Below are 19,109 nucleotides of genomic sequence, written 5' to 3'. Positions count from 1 at the left end.
GTCGTGGTTGTCGTTCAGATGCGTGGGTGGATGCTCAGGCGAGCATCATGAAGAGCTTCTCGAGTTCAGCGGCGGTCAGCTTCGCCGCACCGGTCTCGGCAGCGGCCTCGGCTGAAGTCTCAGCCGCAGTCCCAGCCGCAGCCGGCAAGGGCTGTGCTGTATTCTGCGAGCTCACATTTCGCGATTCCTCTGCGTCAGACGTCTCGGCTCCCTGGGCCAGGCACTCACGCATCGCGGTCGAGATGATGGCGAAGCCCGCCCGGTCGAGGGCGCTGGTCACGGCTGAGAGCTGGGTGACCACGTCACGGCAGGGGGCCTCGTTCTCGATCGCGTTGATGACGCCGTCGAGCTGGCCGCGTGCACGACGCAGACGATTGACGATGCGGCGAACAGCCTGAGGGTCGTCACTGATCATGACTTGGTTCCTTTCGATATGAGTTTCGGGGGGGCAGTGCGCTGACCGATCCCGGAGTGGAGATGAGACCTTCGCGCCCCTCGGCGCGCAGTGACGCACGCAGAGTCTGCATGCCGCCTGAGAGCATCGCCGCGTCAAACCCGTGCTGCAGCAGCACCCGTGTCGCGATGTGCGAGCGCACGCCGGCCGCGCAGAGCGTGCGCACCGGGCGATCGCCGGCGGCGAGTTCGATGTCGGTCAGACGCTCGCGCACCGATGCGTGCGGCACGTTGATCGAGCCGGGAAGGTGGCCGTCGGCGAACTCCTGAGGCGAGCGGGTGTCGACGACGAGCGACTCGCGCATCACCGCATCGAGATCGGTTGCGTGCCACAGCCGCTGCTGCCCGTTCAGCACGTTCTCGCCGACCATGCCGGCCAGGTTGACGGCGTCTTTCGCCTGCCCGAACGGGGGAGCATAGGCGAGATCGAGATCGATCAGGTCAGCCATGCGCATCTGCGCGCGAATCGCGGTGGCAAACACGTCGATGCGGCGGTCGACTCCGTCGGCGCCGATGATCTGCGCACCGAGCACGAGCCCGTCGGGTCGTCTGAAGTGCACGATCACGTGCATCGCATGAGCACCGGGGAAGTACCCGGCGTGCTGCAGCGGGTGCAGATGCACGGTCTCGAAGCCGATCTCGGCATCGTGCAGCGCGTCGGCATTGGCTCCGGTGAAGGCGGCCGTGAGCCCGCCGATGCGCAGCACCGCGGTGCCCACCGGCCTGGGCAGCGGATGCGGCTCGCCGTCGCGCAGAATGCTGTCGGCCACGAGGCGCCCGGCTCGGTTCGCAGGCCCCGCCAGCGCGACGGGCCGGCGAACACCGGTCACCGCATCCAGGCTGGCGGTCGCGTCACCCACCGCCCAGACCGAAGGTGCGCTGGTGCGGCCGGCGGCATCCACCAGAATCGCGCCGTGCTCGCAGGCGATGCCCGAACGCTCGAACGCCTCGGTGTCGGGCCGTACGCCAGCCGACAGCACGATCAGATCGGCGGTCACCTCGGTGTCGTCGCTGAGCGAGACGACGTCATGATCGACGCCCGTCTGGATGCTCACGGCCGTGGTGCACTCGCGAACGTCGACGCCGATGAACTCGAGCTCGTCGCGTACGAGCACCGCAAGCTCGGGCTCGAGCGGCGTGAGCACGTGCGATGCCGCCTGCACGAGCGTGGTCTCGAGGCCGGCGCCGGCAAGGTTCTCGGCGGCTTCGATGCCGATGAAGCCACCGCCGAGCACGACGGCGCGGCGGGCTCCCGAGGTGACCAGGTCGCGCAGGGCGAGGGCGTCGTGCACGGTGCGCAGGGTGTGCAGTCGGGGCGAGTCGACGCCCTCGATCTGCGGATGTCGTGCGCGGCCGCCGGGTGAGAGGATCAGCGCGTCGTAGGGCAGCGTCTCGTCATCGTCGTCGGTGCGCACGGTCACCTCGCGAGCGTCGGTGTCGACGGCGACGACCTCGTGGCGCACGCGCACATCGAGGTTCAGTGCGGCGCGCAGCGACTCGGGGGTCTGCACGAGCAGCTTCGACTCGTCGGTGATCTCGCCGCCGACGTAGTAAGGCAGCCCGCAGTTGGCGAACGAGACATGATCGCCGCGTTCGAGCACGATGATCTCTGCTGACTCGTCGAGTCGTCGGGCGCGTGCAGCAGCGCTCATGCCACCTGCGACGCCTCCTACGATGATGATCCGCATAGTGTTCCCCTCATTGCAAGCGATCCTGACGTTCTCAATACCCGGGTGGGTATATTGAAGAGCGTAACACAAGATACCCCTGGGGTTATTTGGTCAGAGCATTGGAGGGGTGATGACCGAGTTGATGCCGGCGAATGCGCGGACCAGCTCGAGTACGAAGGTCAGCTTGTCCGCGACCTGTTCGGTGATGGTGAACGGGTAGAGGTCGTGCTTGCCCATCGACCGGTTCACTCTGTTCAGGGCGGTCGCCAGCGGCTGCCACGTGGCCAAGAGCCTGCGGGCGTCGGCGGTCGGCGCTGTGGCCAGGGTCGGAACCGAGGTCTGCTCGACGCGCACTCTGTCTGGCCAGCCCTCGGGAAAGCGCAGCTGCAGGCCATGGGCCGCAGCAGTCTGCAGCGTGTCGGCGATGTGCAGAAAGTGTGCGAAGGTCTCGGCGAAATCCTCCCAGGGGTGCGTCATCGCGTACTGCGAGATGTAGTTCTCACGACGTGTGGCCTGCTCCCGCCGCAGCTCGTCGTTGTCCTCGCTGTAGTGCGCATTGAGCGCCGCGCCGTAATCCTGCCGTTCGTCTCCGAAGAGCCTGCGAAAGCGCTGCAGCCAGTCGTCGTGCTGGGCGACCAGCGCCTGCCAGTAGTAATGGCCGATCTCGTGTCGAAAGTGCCCGAGCATGGTGCGGTACGGCTCGTCGAGCAGTGCGCGAAGTGCCTCACGGTGGGAATCCTGCGCCTCGGTGATGTCGATCGTGATGACGCCGTTCATGTGGCCGATCATCACCTTCTTGTCGTCGGTCGAAGCATCGAGATCGAATGCGAGCCCGCCGTCGGGCTGCTCGCGGTGGCTGATGATGGGCAGATCGAGGTCGTCGAGCTGAAAGACCAGTCGCCGTTTGGCATCGGCCGTCTCGGCGAGCAGCCGGATCACCCGCTCGTCGAGGTCGGCGGGGATGCTGCGCGTGAGTGCGCATGAGAAGCACAGCGAATCGTCGGATGCGGCCAGCCAGTTGCAGCCGATGCGCTCGTTCTCGCAGTGGTGCCAGCGCTCGCCACTGCTGTCGGTCCATGTGCCGTCGGTCAGCGGCACCATGGTGCGGTCTGCTCTGGAGAAGCCCACCTCTGTGCCGCACTCTGCACATGCTCGCTGCTCGAAGTAGATGATCGAATCACAGTTCGGGCATGGGAAGATTCTCATCTGGACTCAGACTCCTTCGAGATCGAGACGGGCTCATCGGGCAGACGACAGCTCGGGCCACGGCTGTCGGCGACCCGTCGATAGAGATGCTCCTGCAGACGGGCGACCCCGGGCAGATGGTAGATCGTGCGCAGCACTCGACTGCCCAACGCGATGTCCAGTGCACTGTTGACGGCAGCGGCACCCGAGCATCGCCTCCATCGGCCTGAGGGCAGCCTCACAGAGAGCCAGACCGATTCGGCGGCCTCGTCGGCAGACAGCCGCAGCGCCTCGCGCACCGGCAGGTTCTGCGAGGGCACACAGTAGACGCGGTCGTGACGATCGACGCGCTGCAGAGTGTCGATGCAGCGCCGACAGAACTCGCACGCGCCGTCGAACACGAGAATCGTGTCGGCGTGGGCGAGCGGCTCCAGCGCCGGAATCGAGGCCAGATCGGGGAGTGCGGCAGGCGCGACGTTCATGGGATCAGGCTACGCCTGCGCGGTGCGCGGGAGCCCCACGAACTCTCTGATCGCGTCGAGCTCGCGGCCGAACTGCGCCGCACCCTCGGCATACGACTGCGCGAGCTTCGCCACGTCGCGCTCCTGGTTGCTGACGGTGAGCCCGGTCGGGGCGAACACGTAGGCCTGGCCGTCGCGCTCGAGCTCGAACAGCTCGGCCCGGGTACGGTTGTAGTGCTCGGGTCGGGCGGCCAGCGCCGCAGGCACCGCGGGAAAACGCCGGAACGCCAGCCGAGCCGCAGCGCCCGCGCGAAACCGCGGCTTCACGTAGTCGCGCGGACGGCTCAGCACCACGACGAACCGGTCGAACCCGGCAGCGCGGGCAGCATCCAGCGCGATGCCGCCGGTCGGGCCGAGCGCACCGTCGACGTAGGTGCGCCCGTCGAGGTGCACGGGAGGCATGAAGATCGGCATCGTCGATGAGGCCTGCACGCGGTCGAGCAGCCCGTTGAAGGTCGCGATGTCGTCGGGGCCCCAGTAGACGGTGTCGCCCGTGTCGGCGCAGAAGGCGCCGATGGCGAAGCGCGCCGGGTTGCGCCGGTACATCTGCCAGTCGAGCGGCAGGGCCTCGCCCGGATTCGAGGTGTGATGGTAGATGTAGCCGGAGTTGAAGGCGCCCTTGCCGCGCAGCCAGGTGTCGAGGCCGCCGAGGTTGGGGTCGGCTCCGAAGTCGACGAACGATTTGCGTGCGCGCAGCGGGTCGCGGCTGAGGTAGTTCACGGTGTGCGAAGAGCCCGCCGAGACGCCGCCGACCCAGCCGAAGTTGATGTTCTCGCGCACGAGGCCGGCCACGACCGGAGCGGTGCACGCGGCGCGCATGCCTCCGCCCTCGAAGATGAGTGCTGTGTCGGTGACGTTGATCTCTGGTGCGGCGGCGTCGGCGGATGCCCTGGTGCGGTCGGTCTCATTGCTCACCGAACCATTGTCTCGCGTTCGGTGCGGTGTGCGACCCGTCACAGCCGCAGACCGGCTCCGTTCGGCAGCACCCGCCGCAGCACATCTGACATCGTCACCACACCGACGAACACGCCATCTCGCGTGGCGACGGCGAATTGGCGGCCCGACTGGCGCATCCGTGCGAGGGCCGCATGCGCCGGCAGATCGACGGCGAACTCCAACGGCTCGCGCACCAGATCGTCGATGCGGGCATCGTCGTCATGCAGCAGCAGGTCGCGCACGTGCACCACACCGGGCGTGCGCTCGCGGCGTTCGACGAGCACTCGCAGGTGGCCCGAGACCGCGGCGACGTCGCGCACGTCTGCCGCGGTCGCATCCTGCTGGACTGCAGCAGGATGCGATGGTTCGGCCGGCAGCAGATCGGCGACCGTCAGCCGCTCGAGATCGAGCACCTGGGCCAGCTGGGCGCGGAAGGCGTCGTCGAGTGTGCCGACGGCGGCCGAATGCTCGACCAGATGGCGAATCGCCTCGACATTCTGGCCACCGGTGCTGCGCGACTCCGCGGGGGAGTACCCGCTGGCGGCGACGAGACGGTTGGCGATGCGGTTGATCCAGACGAGCAGCGGTCGCAGCAGCCAGGCGAGGCCGCGTGCGGGCAGGCTGACGGCGCTCGCGGCTGCCTCGGGGTGAGCGATCGCCCACGACTTCGGAGCCATCTCGCCGATCACAAGATGCAGAAAGGTGACGAAGAGCAGGGCGAGCATGAAGGCCCCGCTGTCGGCCAGCCAGTCTGGCGCACCCCATGCGGCGAAGATCGGGCTGAGCCCTGCGTCGACCGCAGGCTTCGTGATCGCGCCCAGCGCGAACGTGCAGATGGTGATGCCGAACTGCGCGACGGCGAGCATGATCGTCAGCTCGTTCATGCCGCGCAGCGCAGCTCGTGCCCGCAGACTGGTCGCTGCGTCAGCCTCCAGCCGGGGGCGTCGAGCCGCCAGCAGCGCGAACTCGATGATGACGAAGAATGCGCTGAGCACGATGAGCACAGCGGTCGCGATCACGACGAAGAGCGGTGACTGCGTCATCGGGGGCCTCCCTCTGTGCTTGGGTCTCGGACGTCTGGGCTGTCTGGGCTGCCTGGGTCAGCTGCGCCAGCGGGACGGGAGCCGCTCGAGCTCGTGTCGATCGCATCCGCATCATGCTCGACCAGGTGCAGCCGCAGCCGGCTCGGCACGAGCCGCTCGACCTCGAGCACGGTGATCTTGAGCTGTCGCCGCACCGGCTCGCCAGCCACGAGATCTGCCGGGTCTGCAGGCAGCGCGACGGTTACGGTGTCACCAGGTTCGAGGAACGCGCCGCTCGCGCTGATGGCAAGGCCGGCCATGGTCTCGACGTCGTCTTCTGGCAGCTGTCTGCCGATGATTCGTGTCGCCTCGTCGATATGGGTGTCGCCGCCGACCTCCCAGCTCTGCGCAGGCCGATCGACGCGGATGCGGTGGAGCGCGCTCTCGCGGTGGCCGTCGTGTTCGTCGGTGATCTCGCCGACGAGTTCTTCGGCGACGTCTTCGGTGGTGATGATGCCGGCGAAGCCGCCGTACTCGTCGATGGCACAGGCCAGCTGCGCACCCGCTTCGCGCATCTCGTCGAGCGCGGCGGGCAGGGGCATGAGGGTGGGCACGAGCACCGGTGCGCGCATGATCACCGACACGGGGTCGGTCTCGGCACCGGTGTGTCGCAGCAGATCGATCAGCTGCACCACGCCGCACGGGTCGCCGTGGTCGTCGAGCACCGGGAAACGACTGTGCCCGTGGGCCATCTCGCGTCGCAGGTCGGCGATAGTGGTCTCTGACGTCACGGTCGTAACCCGTGATGCCGGGATCATCGCGTGTTCGACGTCGTCGTTGGGAAAGTCGAGCACACGATCGATGAGCACGGCCAGATCAGCCGGCAGGTGCCCGCTCTCGCGAGAGTCGGCGACAGCCCGCCGCAGCTCTTGCGGTGAGGCGCTGGAGTCGACATCGTGCACCGGTGTGACGCCGATGAGGCGCACGAAGAGATTGGCTGCGACGTCGAAGACGGTGATCAGCCAGCCGAAGACGGCCAGGTAGATCTGGGTCGAGCGGGCCAGCCGCAGGGCCAGTGGCTCAGGCGCCGAGATCGCCAGATTCTTGGGGTAGAGCTCGCCGAAGATCATCTGCACGATCGTCGCGATGACGAGCACGCCGATGGTGCTCACCGGAATGGTGACGCTGGCGGGCACTCCGAGGCCGCCGACGATCTGGGCGAGGGAGTCGCCGATCAGCGGCTCGGCGATGTAGCCGACGAGCAGACCGGTCACCGTGATGCCCAGCTGTGCGCCGGAGAGCATGAACGATGTGCGCCTGGTGACAGCGAGGGCGCGTCGGGCACGCTTGTCGCCCGTCTCGGCCCGTGCGGCCAGGCCGGCCCGATCGACCGACATGTAGGCGAACTCCTGCGCCACGAAGTAGCCGTTGACGACGATGATGACCAGAATGAGCACCACGCCGAGCAGCAGGGAGAGCAGCAGCCCGGTCATGGGGTGCTCGTCTCAGCGGCGATCAAACCGGCCAGCGGTGTGGCAGTCAGATCGGCGATCGGACTGTGGTGGCGAGGTGTGGCCCCGCCAGGGTCGTCAGCGAGCGGATGCGAGCGCGCGTGACGGCGGATCGAACGGTGTCGTGGTGATCGGCGTGCGGCAGGCGTTGAACCCAATTGGCGAGTCGCTCCTTCGTTTGCGGCTGGTCGCATGAGTGTAGCAGGAGCGGTCGGTGTGGACGCTGCAGCTGAGAGCAGGTCGTGGGCGAAGCGTGCTCAAGAAAGAGTCCTGCGCCGCCAAGAATATACACAGGGGAGAGCACCGCGAGCAAGACCAGTAGGCTCGCTGCAAGACCCACTGACGGGAACAACGAAGGGTGTCTCATGGACGAGAAGCTGACCGCAATGCTCCAGAAACTTCATGCGCAAGGTGTCGCATATGACGCTGGCCAGCCGGACCGGTTGGATCGGTTGCGCAATCTGGAACCAGAGTCAGCAGCGCTGTTATCACTGCTTGTTCGCGCGACGGGCGCGCGCAACGTGTTGGAGCTCGGCACTTCGAACGGGTACTCGACGCTCTGGTTGGCCGACGCCGTCCGTCTGGCGAACGGGCGGCTGATCAGTGTGGAACTTGATGCGGACCGAAGCGCGCAGGCTGCACAGAACCTTGACCGGGCGGGGTTGTGTGAACGAGTCGAGCTGCGCAATGAGGATGCCAGACAAGCTCTGCGTAAATCTCGCGATGCCGAATGGGACCTGATCTTTCTTGACGCCGAACGATCGCAGTACCCCGCATATTGGCCAGATCTTGTACGCACGCTTCGTCCGCAGGGCCTGCTCGTAGTCGATAATGTGCTTTCGCATGCGGATCAGGTCGTTGAGTTTCGGGAACTGATTCAGGCAGACGACAGAGCGACTGAATCGATTGTGCCGATTGGAGCCGGGCTTCTCTTGGTCGTCGTCGGCGGTGCTGACATCCAGTAAGAGCAGGGGCTTCGATCTGAGACAATGCACAGAACCCAAGCTGAGGCTCGAGCCCTGTGCACTGAAGCAGATTACGCTGGGAATCAGTCGTAGAAGTGCGCGGTGGCTCTGAGCTGATCCGCGAACTTGTAGATCTCGTCAAGGGTCTCGATCGCCTCGCGAGTCTCGTTCTTCTCAGCGTCGAAGAGCCCGATGTACTTCTTCCCAGTGTTGAAGTGGAGACGTGCTATGGGTTTGCGGTTGTTGTCGTCGAGCAGGATCCCGAAGTAGGACTTGGTGTCGCGCTGGGCGATGCGTGCTGGCGAGACTTCGCTGCAGACGATGGCCCGCACGATCTGATAGGCCTCGATCTCTTCCAAAGTGGTCTCGATGCCTTTATCCGACTTCTCGTCAGGATGATCCACACTGGCCTGAGCCACGTTGGCGCTGGCCGTGGGTCCGGAGACCGATGCGTCATCGGATTCGGCCTGGTACGCCTGGCTGCCCAAAGCAGCCTTGAGCCGGTCGTTGACTTGGTCTGCCAAGAACTGTTTCATGGCCTTCGGTACCAGACCAGAGAACAGGTCGCGTACCTTCTGAGTGAAGGATCCGTCGTACACGCGCGAAGCGACCATTTTGATCCAGTCGTCATCGGGAGCTTTGAACTGAGTGGCCAGGGCGCGCTTGAGCTCACCGACGTACTTGAGCTCTTCAGCTGCGTTCAAGACAGAGTCGAGGTCGAAGACCTCTTTGGTGAGTTTGTTGAGCTCGGGGATGACGACGGGATCGAGATCGGAAACCTGGAACCGGAGGAAGGGCTTCTCGTCCATTCGGTTGGGCTTCTCGAGATCAGTGAAGAACTTGTACTCATCGCCGTTGGTCAGGATGGCGATGCGTGCATTCGTGACGGCGAAGTATCGAAATAGCTGTGAGGCATGGTTGATGTTGAGATCTTCGCCGATCTTCTTGCACTCGACGAGAATCTGCACGACATCATCTTTGATGATCGCATAGTCGATCTTCTCGCCCTTCTTCGTGCCGATGTCTGCGGTGTACTCAGGCACGACTTCGTTGGGATTGAAGACGTCGTACCCCAACACGAGTGAGATAAAGGGCATCACGAATGCGTTCTTCGTGGCCTCTTCGGTCTCGATGGCATTTCGCTGCTTATCGACCTTCGTGGCCAGACTATTCAAACGCTCGGTGATCTCGGGCACGTTTCCCCCTCATTGGACAGCGGCAATTTCCCTCAGCGTATGGCGCAAGACCTAGACCAAACGACATCGACGCGCACTCACACTGGAGTGCTTCAGGAGTTTCCCTTGTCTGCATGGGGGGGCGCAATCCGGTGCGCGTCTGAAAGGCGAGAATGAGCAAAGACGAGAGAAACCCGTGTACTTGGGTCATGCGTTGGGTGTAAGCCAGCAGTGTCTGTCCATTGCACTGGGGTATCAGCTCGGAAAACGAACCAGTTGTGTCACGCTGTAGCCGTATGAAAGTGGATCAGCGGAGAACCCACTGCCTGTGGGGTGGCTAACGGGACTTGAACCCGCGACATCCGGCACCACAAGCCGGCGCTCTACCAACTGAGCTATAGCCACCATGTGCACTCGATCGCTCGAACGCAGCGCGTTTTATCTTACTGGTTTTGCAGCAGCGACGCGAATCGGGTTTCAGAGGCCTCGCATGCGGCCGTCGCTTCGGCGCTCGTCGGGCCGGGCTCGGCCACGATGAAGGTGCGCCGGTAGTAGTCGAGCTCGCGAATCGACTCGATGATGTCGGCCATCGCGCGGTGCCCGCCATGCTTTTCAGGGGAGTGGTAGTACGCTCGCGGAAACCACCGTCGAGCGAGCTCTTTGAGGCTCGATACGTCGATGTTGCGATAGCTGAGGTGCTCGTCGAGCTCGGGCAGATCGCGGGCCAGAAACCCGCGGTCGGTGCCGATCGAGTTGCCGGCCAGCGGGTTCGCCTGTGGCCGCGGTGCGTGCTGCTTCACATACGCCATCACCTGATCGTTGGCCTCGGCCAGCGAGATCCCGTCATCGAGTTCGTCGAGCAGGCCCGACTCGGTGTGCATGTTCCGCACGAAGTCATTCATGCCGGCCAGAGCATCCGCCGACGGCTTGATGATCAGATCGATGCCCGCGTCGCACACGTTGAGATTCTCGTCAGTCGCGATCACGGCGATCTCGATCAGGGCGTCTCGATGCAGGTCGAGCCCGGTCATCTCGCAGTCGATCCAGATGATGTTCTTGCCGTGTGGCACAAGGCCTCCAAGTGATTCTGAGTCTCCCCGGCAGGATTTGAACCCGCGACACAAGGGGTAGAAACCCTCTGCTCTGTCCACTGAGCTACGGGGAGAGGCACCGCAGTCGGCACCCAACGATGATACACCGTCGGGCGCCGAGACTGCGGGCGTTCGTTTGGGCGGCTGAGGTGTCGAAGTCAGCCCATGATGCGCAGGCGAATGGTCTCATCCATGTCGCGCAGCACATCGAGCACCGATTCCTCAACCCAGGCGTTCACGTCGGTCACCGCATAGCCGATCTGGCCGCGAGTGGCGAGCACCTGGCTATCGATGTTCACGCCGAGATCGCTGAGCGTGTTGTTCACCTTCGCGAGCACGCCCGGAATGTTGCGGTGAATGTGGGCGATGCGGTGGATGCCGTCGGTCCAGGGCAGCGTCAGCACCGGCAGGTTGACGCTCAGGCTGGTGTCGCCGTGCTTGATGTAGTCGATGAGCTTGCCCGAGACGAAGCGGCCGATGTTGCGCTGGGCCTCTTCGGTCGAACCGCCGATGTGCGGAGTGAGGATGACGTTGTCGAACTCGGCCAGCTTGGTCTCGAAGGCGTCGCCGCGCTTCTTGGGCTCTGCGGGGTACACGTCGATGGCCGCACCGCCGACGTGGCCGCTCTTGACCGCGTTGTAGAGGGCCTCGATGTCGACCACGTGGCCGCGAGAGTTGTTGATGAACATCGCGCCGTCTTTCATGGCGGCGAACTGCTCGGGGCCGAAGAAGTTGGTGTTCGACTTGCGGCCGTCGACGTGCAGGGTCACGACGTCGCTCTCTTCGAGCAGCTCGTTCAGGGTGTGGCGCCGTTCGGCGTTGCCCATCGCGAGCTTCTCTTCGAGGTCGTAGAAGACGACCTTCATGCCGAGGGCCTCGGCGACGACCGAGAGCTGGGCGCCGATGTTGCCGTAGCCGATGATGCCCAGGGTGCGGTGACGCACCTCGTGCGAGCCGGTCGCGGCCTTGTCCCAGATGCCGCGGTGAGCCATGCGGTCTTTCTCGGGAATGTGGCGCACGAGCATGATCAGCTCGCCGATGACGAGCTCGACGACCGAGCGGGTGTTCGAGTACGGCGCGTTGAATACGGCGATGCCGCGCTCGGCGGCGGCGGGCAGATCGATCTGGTTGGTGCCGATGCTGAACGCACCCACTGCTTCGAGCTGCGGGGCATTGGCGAGCACACGATCGGTGACATGGGTCTTCGATCGAATGCCGAGCACCGAGACATCGGCGAGCTGCGAGATGAGCTCGTCTTCGTCGAGTGCACCACCGACGGTGGCGACCTCGAAGCCTCGGGCCTTCAGATTTGAGACGGCAAGCGGATGGATGTTCTCGAGAAGTAGGGCTTTCTGCACCTCTTCATGGTAGCTCTCGGCGCGTTCGCTTGTGAACCTGTGACCGGGCTATGCGCGCTAGAATGAGGCATTCCTCTCCACCGACGAAAGCGAACGCCCTTGTCAGGCTCTCAACAGCATCCAGACACCGCACCGAAATCAGCCACGGCAGCCGCGACGGCCCAGACCCAGCCGCCGTCGCATCCTGCGTGGGTCGAACGTGTCTTCCACGTCGCGAAACGCGGCTCGACCGTCGGCACCGAGGTGCGCGGCGGTCTCGTCAGCTTCGTGGCGATGGCCTACATCGTCATTCTGAACCCCCTGATCATCGGCGGGTTCTCGCCCGACCAGGCAGCTGTGGATGTCGCGGGCGGTTTTCTGCCCAACAACCAGGTCGCGGCGGTCACGGCGCTGACCGCCGGCGTGATGACCATTCTCTTCGGATTCGTCGCGAACCTGCCGTTCGGGCTGGCCGCGGGACTCGGCGTGAACTCGTTCCTCGCCGTGAGTGTGGTCGGCGAGGTCACCTGGCCCGAGGCCATGGGCCTGGTCGTGATCAACGGCATCGTCATCACGATTCTGTCGCTCACCGGGCTGCGCACGATGATCTTCGAGTCGATTCCGCAGCAGCTGAAGACGGCAATCACGGTCGGCATCGGCCTGTTCATCGCGTTCATCGGCTTCGTCGATTCGGGGCTGGTGCGGTCGACGGGATTCAACTCGCCCCCAGTGCAGCTGGGCGAGGCTGGCTCGGTGCACACCTGGCCGGTCGTCATGTTCGTGGTGTCGCTGATCATCATCGGCGTGCTGATGGCTCGAAAGGTCAAGGGCGCGCTGCTGATCGGCATCGTCGCCTCGACCATCGTCGCCATGATTCTCGAGGCGGTGCTGCACCTCGGCAGCTCGGTTGACAATCCCGGCGGCTGGGGGCTCAGCGTGCCGCAGCTGCCCAGCAGCCTGTTCTCACTGCCTGACCTGAGCCTGGTCGGCAACTTCGACTTCGGTGCGTTCGCTCGTATCGGCTACCTGTCGTCGATCATGCTGATCTTCACCTTGTTCTTCACCAGCTTCTTCGATGCGATGGGAACGATGACCGGCCTCGCGAAGGCGGGCGGCCTGGCCGATGAGAAGGGCAACTTTCCCCGGCTCAAGTCGGCGATGGTCATGGAGGGTGTCGCCGTCGCGGCCGGCGGTGTCACCTCGGGCTCGGCCAACACCGTGTTCGTCGATTCTGCGGCCGGTGTGGGAGAAGGCGCGCGAACCGGCCTGGCCTCGGTGGTCACCGGTGCGCTCTTTCTGCTGGCGATGTTCTTCAGCCCGCTGACCACGATCGTGCCCGCTGAGGTCGCCTCGGCCGCGCTGGTCGCCGTCGGCTCGCTGATGGTGTCGCAGATCAAAGACATCGACTGGACCGAATACTCGGCCGCGCTGCCGGTGTTTCTGACCATCACGGTGATGCCGCTGACCTACTCGATCGCCAACGGCATCGGCGTCGGGTTCATCAGCTGGGTGCTGGTGCGGTCGATCTCGGGCAAGGCGCGTCACATCTCGCCGCTGCTGTGGGTGGTCTCGCTCGGTTTCGCCGTCTACTTCGCCCGCGGCCCGCTGCAGGCGCTGATCGGAGGCTGACCGCATGGCTGAGATCGTGGTCGCCGGGGGATGCTTCTGGTGTCTCGACTCGGTCTTCCGTCATCTGCGTGGCGTTGAAGACGTGATCAGCGGGTATGCCGGCGGCAGCGTCGAGCACCCGACCTATGAGCTGGTGTGCACCGGGACGACCGGTCATGCCGAAGCGGTCAGAATGGTCTTCGACGAGCAGCAGCTGCCTGTCGGCACGCTGCTCGACGTGTTCTTCACGCTGCACGACCCGACGTCGCTGAATCGGCAGGGCAACGACGTCGGCACGCAGTACCGCTCGGCGATGTTCCCGGCGGATGCCGCCCAGCGTGAGACCTTCGAGCGTGCGATCCAGCGTGCCCAGAAATGGTGGGACGCGCCGATCGTGACGACGATCGAGCCACTCGGCGTGTTCTGGCCGGCGGAGGACTACCACCAGGACTTCTTCGCGAAGAACCCGGGGCAGGGGTACTGCCAGGCGGTCATTCCGCCGAAGGCGGCCAAAGTGCGCCGTCGGTTCGGCGACCTGTTCGCTGACTGATGAGATGCGCACAGCCGGGCGCTGCCGTCGGAGTTGTGCACACTCGGGCGCACCGGGCTGCGACGGCGGCGACGACTGGCGATGCTGACAGCAGGAACTCGACCACCGGGGTCGGGTCGCATCCTGAAGGAGCCCGCCATGAGCATCGACACCATCGCAGTCAACGGCCTGGTCGCCACTGAGCCGCAGACGAACTTCACGCGTGACGGCAAACCCATCACCTCGTTTCGCCTGGCGTCGAACCAGCGCCGCTTCGACCAGAAAGAGGGCCGGTGGGTCGACGGCGACACGAACTGGTTCACCGTGACCGCGTTTCGCCAGCTGGCCACGCATGCCCAGCAGAGTCTGTTCAAGGGGCATCACGTGCTGGTGCAGGGCAGGCTGCGTGTGAAGCAGTGGCAGAACGAGGAGCGCTCGGGCACCACGGTCGAGATCGTGGCCGACAACATGGGGCACGATCTGGCGTGGGGCATCAGCGCGCTGACGAAGCCCGAGCGCCAGCCGCCGGCCAGCCTGCGGCGCGAAGACGCGTCTGGCGAGGCGGCAGCGGCAGAAGACGTCGCCGAGTCGACGGCGGGCGCTCCTGCCGACTCGGCGCCCCGAGGTGGGCTTGAAGATCAGGGCGGCAACTGGGGTGACGCATCTGCGCAGCCCGAAGGCTGGAACGAGCCGGGCATGCAAAGCGAACCAGCGGCGGCTACGCTGGGCGGGTGACCATTCGCACCGCCTGCTCTCGTCGTCAGTCGTCTTCGCCCCGTCGATCGGCAGGTGCTGCCCGATTCGGCTCGACCGTCGCCGGAGCCCTCACGGGTCTGCTGACGGTGGTTGCGCTCGCAGCCTGCGCGCAGACCGACGACGGCCCAGGCCCGTCGACGCCAGCGCCGGCTCCGAGCGCTGCGGCCTGGGCGCCCGGCGGCACGGCCGAGCAGAATCTGCCGGCATTCCAGGCGCTGCTGCAGCCGCTCACGAAAGACGACAAGGTGCCGACGACGCAGTCGGTCGTCGACGCCGTGCACTCGGTCGGGGTCACGAGCGACCAGATGCAGGTCACCCCTGATCACACGCCGAAAGATCTCGACGCAGACAGCCTGTCGATCTCGGTCAAGATCAAAGAGCAGTGCCTGGTCGGGCAGTACCATCGCGGTCGGTTCGAAGCTGTTGTGGCCGAGCCGATCAATGGCGCCTGTCTTGTCGGCAGCACCGTGCCGCTGACGTAGCGCAGGGGGAGTCGCCGTACGCGCCTTCCGCCTGCAGCGGAACCGCAGAATGCGGCGCGCGGCAGCGCCGAGAAGTCGTTTTCACCCCATAGACTGGTGCGCATGGCTGAATACATTTACCAGATGGTGCGCGCCCGAAAGGCGCATGGCGACAAGGTCATCCTCGACGACGTCACCCTGGCGTTCCTGCCGGGCGCGAAGATCGGCGTGGTGGGCCCCAACGGCGCCGGCAAGTCGAGCGTGCTCAAGATCATGGCCGGGCTCGATACGCCGAGCAACGGCGAGGCACGGCTCACGCCGGGCTTCTCAGTCGGCATTCTGCAGCAGGAGCCCGAACTCGATGACGACCTCACCGTGCTCGAGAACGTGCAGCAGGGGGTTGGCGAGCTCAAAGGCAAAGTCGATCGGTTCAATCAGATCAGCGAAGAGCTGGCCAGCCCTGACGCCGACTACGACGCCCTGCTCGAAGAGATGGGCAAGCTGCAAGAAGACATCGATGCGGCCGACGCCTGGGATCTCGACTCGCAGCTGGAGCAGGCGATGGATGCGCTGCGACTGCCTCCGTCTGATGCCATCGTGAAGAACCTCTCGGGCGGTGAACGTCGTCGCGTGGCGCTCTGCCAGCTGCTGCTGAAGAAGCCCGACCTGCTGCTGCTCGACGAGCCCACGAACCACCTCGACGCCGAGAGCGTGCTCTGGCTCGAGCAGCACCTGCATTCGTACCCGGGCGCCGTGCTCGCGGTCACCCACGACCGATACTTCCTCGATCACGTCGCCGAGTGGATTCTCGAGCTCGACCGTGGTCGCGCCTACCCGTATGAGGGCAACTACTCGACCTATCTTGAGAAGAAGAAAGATCGTCTCGAGGTGCAGGGCCGCAAGGATGCCAAGCTGGCGAAACGTCTCGAAGACGAGCTCGACTGGGTGCGCACGAACCCGAAGGGGCGGCAGGCCAAGAGCAAGGCTCGTCTTGCTCGCTATGAAGAGATGGCCAACGAGGCTGAGAAGACCAAGAAGCTCGACTTCGAAGAGATCCAGATTCCGCCGGGTCCGCGCCTTGGCGACATCGTGCTTGAGGCAGAGCATCTGCACAAGGGCTTTGGCGGTCGTGTGCTGATTGACGACCTCTCGTTCACGCTGCCGCGCAACGGCATCGTCGGCATCATCGGCCCGAACGGCGTCGGCAAGTCGACCCTGTTCAAGACGATCGTGGGGCAGGAGAAGCTCGACGGCGGCAACCTCAAGGTCGGCGAGACGGTCAAGATCTCGTATGTCGACCAGGGTCGTGAGGGCATCGACCCCAAGAAGAATGTCTGGGAGGTCGTCTCAGACGGGCTCGACTACATCCATGTCGGCCAGGTCGAGATGCCCAGCCGCGCATATGTGTCGGCGTTCGGGTTCAAAGGCCCCGATCAGCAGAAGCCCGCGGGAGTGCTCTCGGGCGGTGAGCGCAACCGGCTGAACCTTGCGCTGACCCTGAAGCAGGGCGGCAACCTGCTGCTGCTCGATGAGCCGACCAACGACCTCGATGTCGAGACCCTGTCCAGCCTCGAGAACGCACTGCTCGACTTTCCCGGCTGTGCCGTGGTCATCACCCACGATCGGTGGTTCCTCGACCGAATCGCCACGCACATTCTCGCGTATGAGGGCGACGACGAGAACCCGGCCAAGTGGTACTGGTTCGAGGGCAACTTCGATGCGTACGAGAAGAACAAGGTCGAGCGCCTCGGTGAAGATGCTGCGCGCCCGCACCGCGTGACCTACCGCAAGCTCACGCGCGACTGATTCGCTCGGTCAGCCTGCGCCTGGCCCGCTGCACTGTCGAAAGGGCTCTGCTCTCGATCTCACAAGATCGTAGAGCAGAGCCCTTTCCGTCTGTCGGTCGGGGAGTGCCGGCAGGCCGCTACTCAGCCTTCGTGAAGTTCTCTGGCCTGAACTGCGGCAGCCGTACGAGCCCCTCTTGAGCCACCGTTGCGATCAGGTCGCCGCCCTGCGTGAACATGCGTCCCTCAGTGAGCCCGCGGCCGCCCTGGGCGGTCGGCGACTCCTGCACATAGAGCACCCATTCGTCAGCCCGGGCCTGCCGATGAAACCACATCGCGTGATCGAGGCTCGCCGTGTTCAGCCCCGGGTACGCCCAGGGAATCCCATGTCGCCGCAGAATCGGCTCGAACGTCGTGTAGTCGCTCGCGTACGCCAGCGCCGCAGCGTGCAGCGCAGGGTCGTCGCCCAATGCCTCCCGGGTCTTGATCCACACGGCCTGAAAGGGAATGTCCTCATCCTCTTTCGGCACGTTCACATAGATCGGCGACGGGTAGTGGCGCATCTTGAACGCACGGTAGTCGGTGAAGTATCGCCGAAAAGCCTCGGGAGCACCCTGCAGAGTCTGCTCGGTCGTGGGCAGCTCATCGGGACCCGGAATGCCGGCCGGCGGCCGAATCTCATGCTGCAGCCCGGCATCCACCGTCTGAAACGAGGTGATCAGCGACAGAATCGGCTCGCCGTGCTGATACGCCTGCACCCGGCGCTGGCTGAACGAGCGCCCGTCGCGCAGCGTCTCGACCGAGAAGTCGACCGGCAGCTCGATGTCTCCGCTGCGCAGAAAATAGGCGTGCAGCGAGTGCACGAACCTGCCGTCGGGCACTGTGCGATTCGCCGCGGTGAGCGCCTGCGACAGAATCTGCCCGCCGAACACGCGCCCGGTCGGCATCCAGTGCGAGGGTCCGCGAAAGCCCTGCTCTCCCGGATGCGCGGCAGCGACCTCTTCGAGGCGCAGCACGTCTTCGATGTGCCGAACTGGCTCGATGTCGTCGAGCGTGTAAGACCGGTCAGCGGCCATTGGTGACTCCTCTGTGACAGCGGACGAAGCGGACGTAGCAGATGAAGCGCAGAGCCCGTGAGACGGGCAGAGCGTGCGGCCGAGATCTGACGGCGGATGCGCCGGCACTGCCGGTCGCGCAGCGCGCCGACGCGAGCAGGCTCACGACGAAGGCCGCACTCTCGGATTATAAGCACGGCCGCACCCCTGCTCTGACCACGGCTGCCGCCCCTGGTATAAGTTGTCGGCATGGCATTCGGCGTTTCAGACTCAGCACCCGACTCAGACCCGCAGGCAGACTTCGACATCTCGAGCCTGCTTGGGCGGCGCGATGCGCCCGCAACAGATCGTCTGCACCTGCTCGACGCTCACGCCGTCGCCGACCTGGCACAGTTCGTCGCGCGCGCCAGGCGTCTCGACGATCAGGCCGCGGTGTGGCTCTCGGCACACGAACGAGCCCTGGTCGCCACCGCATCACCGCTCTTCGGAGCCGGCCTGACCGACGCGGCACCCACGCTGCTCGGCGTCAAAGTGCTGCCTCTGGCGCAGCCCGCCCGGTTGCAGTACGTCGTGCAGGCGCAGGCCCTCAGCGACCGACTCGTGCGCATGGGCCGCGAGGCCGACACCACGCTGCGCACACCGCCGGTCGAGGTGCATGAGGTCTGGGCGGCGGTGACCCCGCCGCGAACTGGTTGGCAGCGCGTCGCCGAGGTGTCGGTCGAGCAGGTGCGCGCGGCGGCGCGCGCCGGCATCGACGAGATCGCGAAGGGGGTGCCCGAGGTCGCCGGAGAGCTGGCCGTGCACGAGCTGCGGGGGCGCGTCTGGGGTCGTGCTGCGGATGCTCTGGCCGGCCTGACCCAGGGCCTCGCGTTCACGCTCGACGCGTTCGGATTCCTCCCGTCGCAGCCGTCGATCTCCGCGCAGCCGGCTCGGCACTCCCAGAGCCACACCGTGCATCTCTTTCAGAACGGGATGTGGCAGCGTGCCGCGGCGCCGTTCGGCGATGCGATCGTGCGTCTGCCCAGCAGCCTCTGACTTCGTGTGCACACC

General features: G+C 65.2%; 17 protein-coding genes, 2 tRNA genes and 1 pseudogene. 7 read left to right on the top strand and 13 right to left on the bottom strand.

Features of this window, described 5'->3' with window-relative positions:
* Window positions 1-34: 34 nt before the first annotated feature.
* From LRX77_RS10565 to LRX77_RS02095, 7 genes are all read right to left on the bottom strand, one after another.
* On the bottom strand, window positions 35-415 hold the full coding sequence (locus tag LRX77_RS10565) for a metal-sensitive transcriptional regulator (RefSeq protein WP_442961576.1): 381 nt from the start codon (window positions 413-415) through the stop codon (window positions 35-37).
* Complete coding sequence (locus tag LRX77_RS02120; RefSeq protein ID WP_231831198.1) at window positions 405-2,141, bottom strand: FAD-dependent oxidoreductase; 1,737 nt, start codon at window positions 2,139-2,141, stop codon at window positions 405-407. Before LRX77_RS02120 ends, LRX77_RS10565 begins: the two co-directional genes overlap by 11 nt.
* Before the next feature lie 93 nt (window positions 2,142-2,234).
* Window positions 2,235-3,329, bottom strand: a complete 1,095-nt coding sequence (locus LRX77_RS02115) for a zinc-binding metallopeptidase family protein (protein WP_231831197.1) — start codon at window positions 3,327-3,329, stop codon at window positions 2,235-2,237.
* Window positions 3,326-3,790, bottom strand: coding sequence for a thiol-disulfide oxidoreductase DCC family protein (locus LRX77_RS02110; RefSeq protein WP_231831196.1), 465 nt, complete (start codon window positions 3,788-3,790; stop codon window positions 3,326-3,328). Before LRX77_RS02110 ends, LRX77_RS02115 begins: the two co-directional genes overlap by 4 nt.
* Before the next feature lie 9 nt (window positions 3,791-3,799).
* Window positions 3,800-4,744, bottom strand: coding sequence for a patatin-like phospholipase family protein (locus LRX77_RS02105; RefSeq protein ID WP_231831195.1), 945 nt, complete (start codon window positions 4,742-4,744; stop codon window positions 3,800-3,802).
* 38 nt (window positions 4,745-4,782) lie between these two features.
* Entirely contained in the window at window positions 4,783-5,808 is a 1,026-nt protein-coding gene (locus LRX77_RS02100) for a CNNM domain-containing protein (protein ID WP_231831194.1), read from the bottom strand.
* Entirely contained in the window at window positions 5,805-7,280 is a 1,476-nt protein-coding gene (locus LRX77_RS02095) for a hemolysin family protein (protein WP_231831193.1), read from the bottom strand. Before LRX77_RS02095 ends, LRX77_RS02100 begins: the two co-directional genes overlap by 4 nt.
* Before the next feature lie 383 nt (window positions 7,281-7,663).
* Between LRX77_RS02095 and LRX77_RS02090 the strand changes: the two genes are divergently transcribed.
* Window positions 7,664-8,263, top strand: coding sequence for an O-methyltransferase (locus LRX77_RS02090; protein WP_231831192.1), 600 nt, complete (start codon window positions 7,664-7,666; stop codon window positions 8,261-8,263).
* A gap of 83 nt (window positions 8,264-8,346) precedes the next feature.
* Here the strand turns inward: LRX77_RS02090 and LRX77_RS02085 are convergent, their stop codons facing one another.
* The 5 genes and pseudogenes from LRX77_RS02085 to serA all read right to left on the bottom strand — a co-directional run.
* The gene (locus LRX77_RS02085) at window positions 8,347-9,459 is read right to left on the bottom strand and encodes a type I restriction endonuclease (protein WP_231831191.1); all 1,113 of its coding nucleotides are present in this window, start codon (window positions 9,457-9,459) and stop codon (window positions 8,347-8,349) included.
* 308 nt (window positions 9,460-9,767) lie between these two features.
* Window positions 9,768-9,843 (bottom strand) — tRNA-His (locus LRX77_RS02080).
* Between the two features lie 38 nt (window positions 9,844-9,881).
* Window positions 9,882-10,508 (bottom strand): oligoribonuclease, encoded by a 627-nt coding sequence (orn, locus tag LRX77_RS02075; protein ID WP_331716123.1) that lies wholly within the window; start codon window positions 10,506-10,508, stop codon window positions 9,882-9,884.
* A 22-nt stretch (window positions 10,509-10,530) separates the two neighbouring features.
* Window positions 10,531-10,603: transfer RNA gene (locus LRX77_RS02070), tRNA-Arg, on the bottom strand.
* A gap of 84 nt (window positions 10,604-10,687) precedes the next feature.
* Window positions 10,688-11,902 (bottom strand): annotated as a pseudogene (gene serA / locus LRX77_RS02065) (phosphoglycerate dehydrogenase); the annotation flags it as partial.
* A gap of 84 nt (window positions 11,903-11,986) precedes the next feature.
* Between serA and LRX77_RS02060 the strand changes: the two are divergent.
* From LRX77_RS02060 to ettA, 5 genes are all read left to right on the top strand, one after another.
* Window positions 11,987-13,495, top strand: coding sequence for an NCS2 family permease (locus tag LRX77_RS02060; RefSeq protein ID WP_231831189.1), 1,509 nt, complete (start codon window positions 11,987-11,989; stop codon window positions 13,493-13,495).
* A gap of 4 nt (window positions 13,496-13,499) precedes the next feature.
* On the top strand, window positions 13,500-14,024 hold the full coding sequence (msrA, locus tag LRX77_RS02055; RefSeq protein ID WP_231831188.1) for a peptide-methionine (S)-S-oxide reductase MsrA: 525 nt from the start codon (window positions 13,500-13,502) through the stop codon (window positions 14,022-14,024).
* A 138-nt stretch (window positions 14,025-14,162) separates the two neighbouring features.
* Window positions 14,163-14,738, top strand: a complete 576-nt coding sequence (locus tag LRX77_RS02050) for a single-stranded DNA-binding protein (protein WP_231831187.1) — start codon at window positions 14,163-14,165, stop codon at window positions 14,736-14,738.
* Window positions 14,735-15,241, top strand: coding sequence for a DUF6993 domain-containing protein (locus LRX77_RS02045; RefSeq protein WP_231831186.1), 507 nt, complete (start codon window positions 14,735-14,737; stop codon window positions 15,239-15,241). Before LRX77_RS02050 ends, LRX77_RS02045 begins: the two co-directional genes overlap by 4 nt.
* 102 nt (window positions 15,242-15,343) lie before the next feature.
* Window positions 15,344-17,026 carry an energy-dependent translational throttle protein EttA gene (gene ettA, locus LRX77_RS02040; RefSeq protein WP_231831185.1) on the top strand — a complete coding sequence of 561 codons (1,683 nt, stop codon included), beginning with the start codon at window positions 15,344-15,346 and terminating at the stop codon, window positions 17,024-17,026.
* 118 nt (window positions 17,027-17,144) lie between these two features.
* Here ettA and LRX77_RS02035 read toward each other — a convergent pair whose 3' ends face one another.
* Window positions 17,145-18,080, bottom strand: a complete 936-nt coding sequence (locus tag LRX77_RS02035) for an acyl-CoA thioesterase (protein WP_231831184.1) — start codon at window positions 18,078-18,080, stop codon at window positions 17,145-17,147.
* Between the two features lie 228 nt (window positions 18,081-18,308).
* Here LRX77_RS02035 and LRX77_RS02030 point away from each other — a divergent pair, with 228 nt between their 5' ends.
* The gene (locus LRX77_RS02030) at window positions 18,309-19,094 is read left to right on the top strand and encodes a hypothetical protein (protein ID WP_231831183.1); all 786 of its coding nucleotides are present in this window, start codon (window positions 18,309-18,311) and stop codon (window positions 19,092-19,094) included.
* The last annotated feature ends 15 nt before the right edge of the window (window positions 19,095-19,109 follow it).

This window comes from Pseudoclavibacter sp. 13-3 (assembly GCF_021168475.1).
GTDB lineage: Bacteria > Actinomycetota > Actinomycetes > Actinomycetales > Microbacteriaceae > Pseudoclavibacter_A.
The sequence above is the reverse complement of the archived record's forward strand: the minus strand, read 5'-3'. Positions and strand labels throughout refer to the sequence as shown.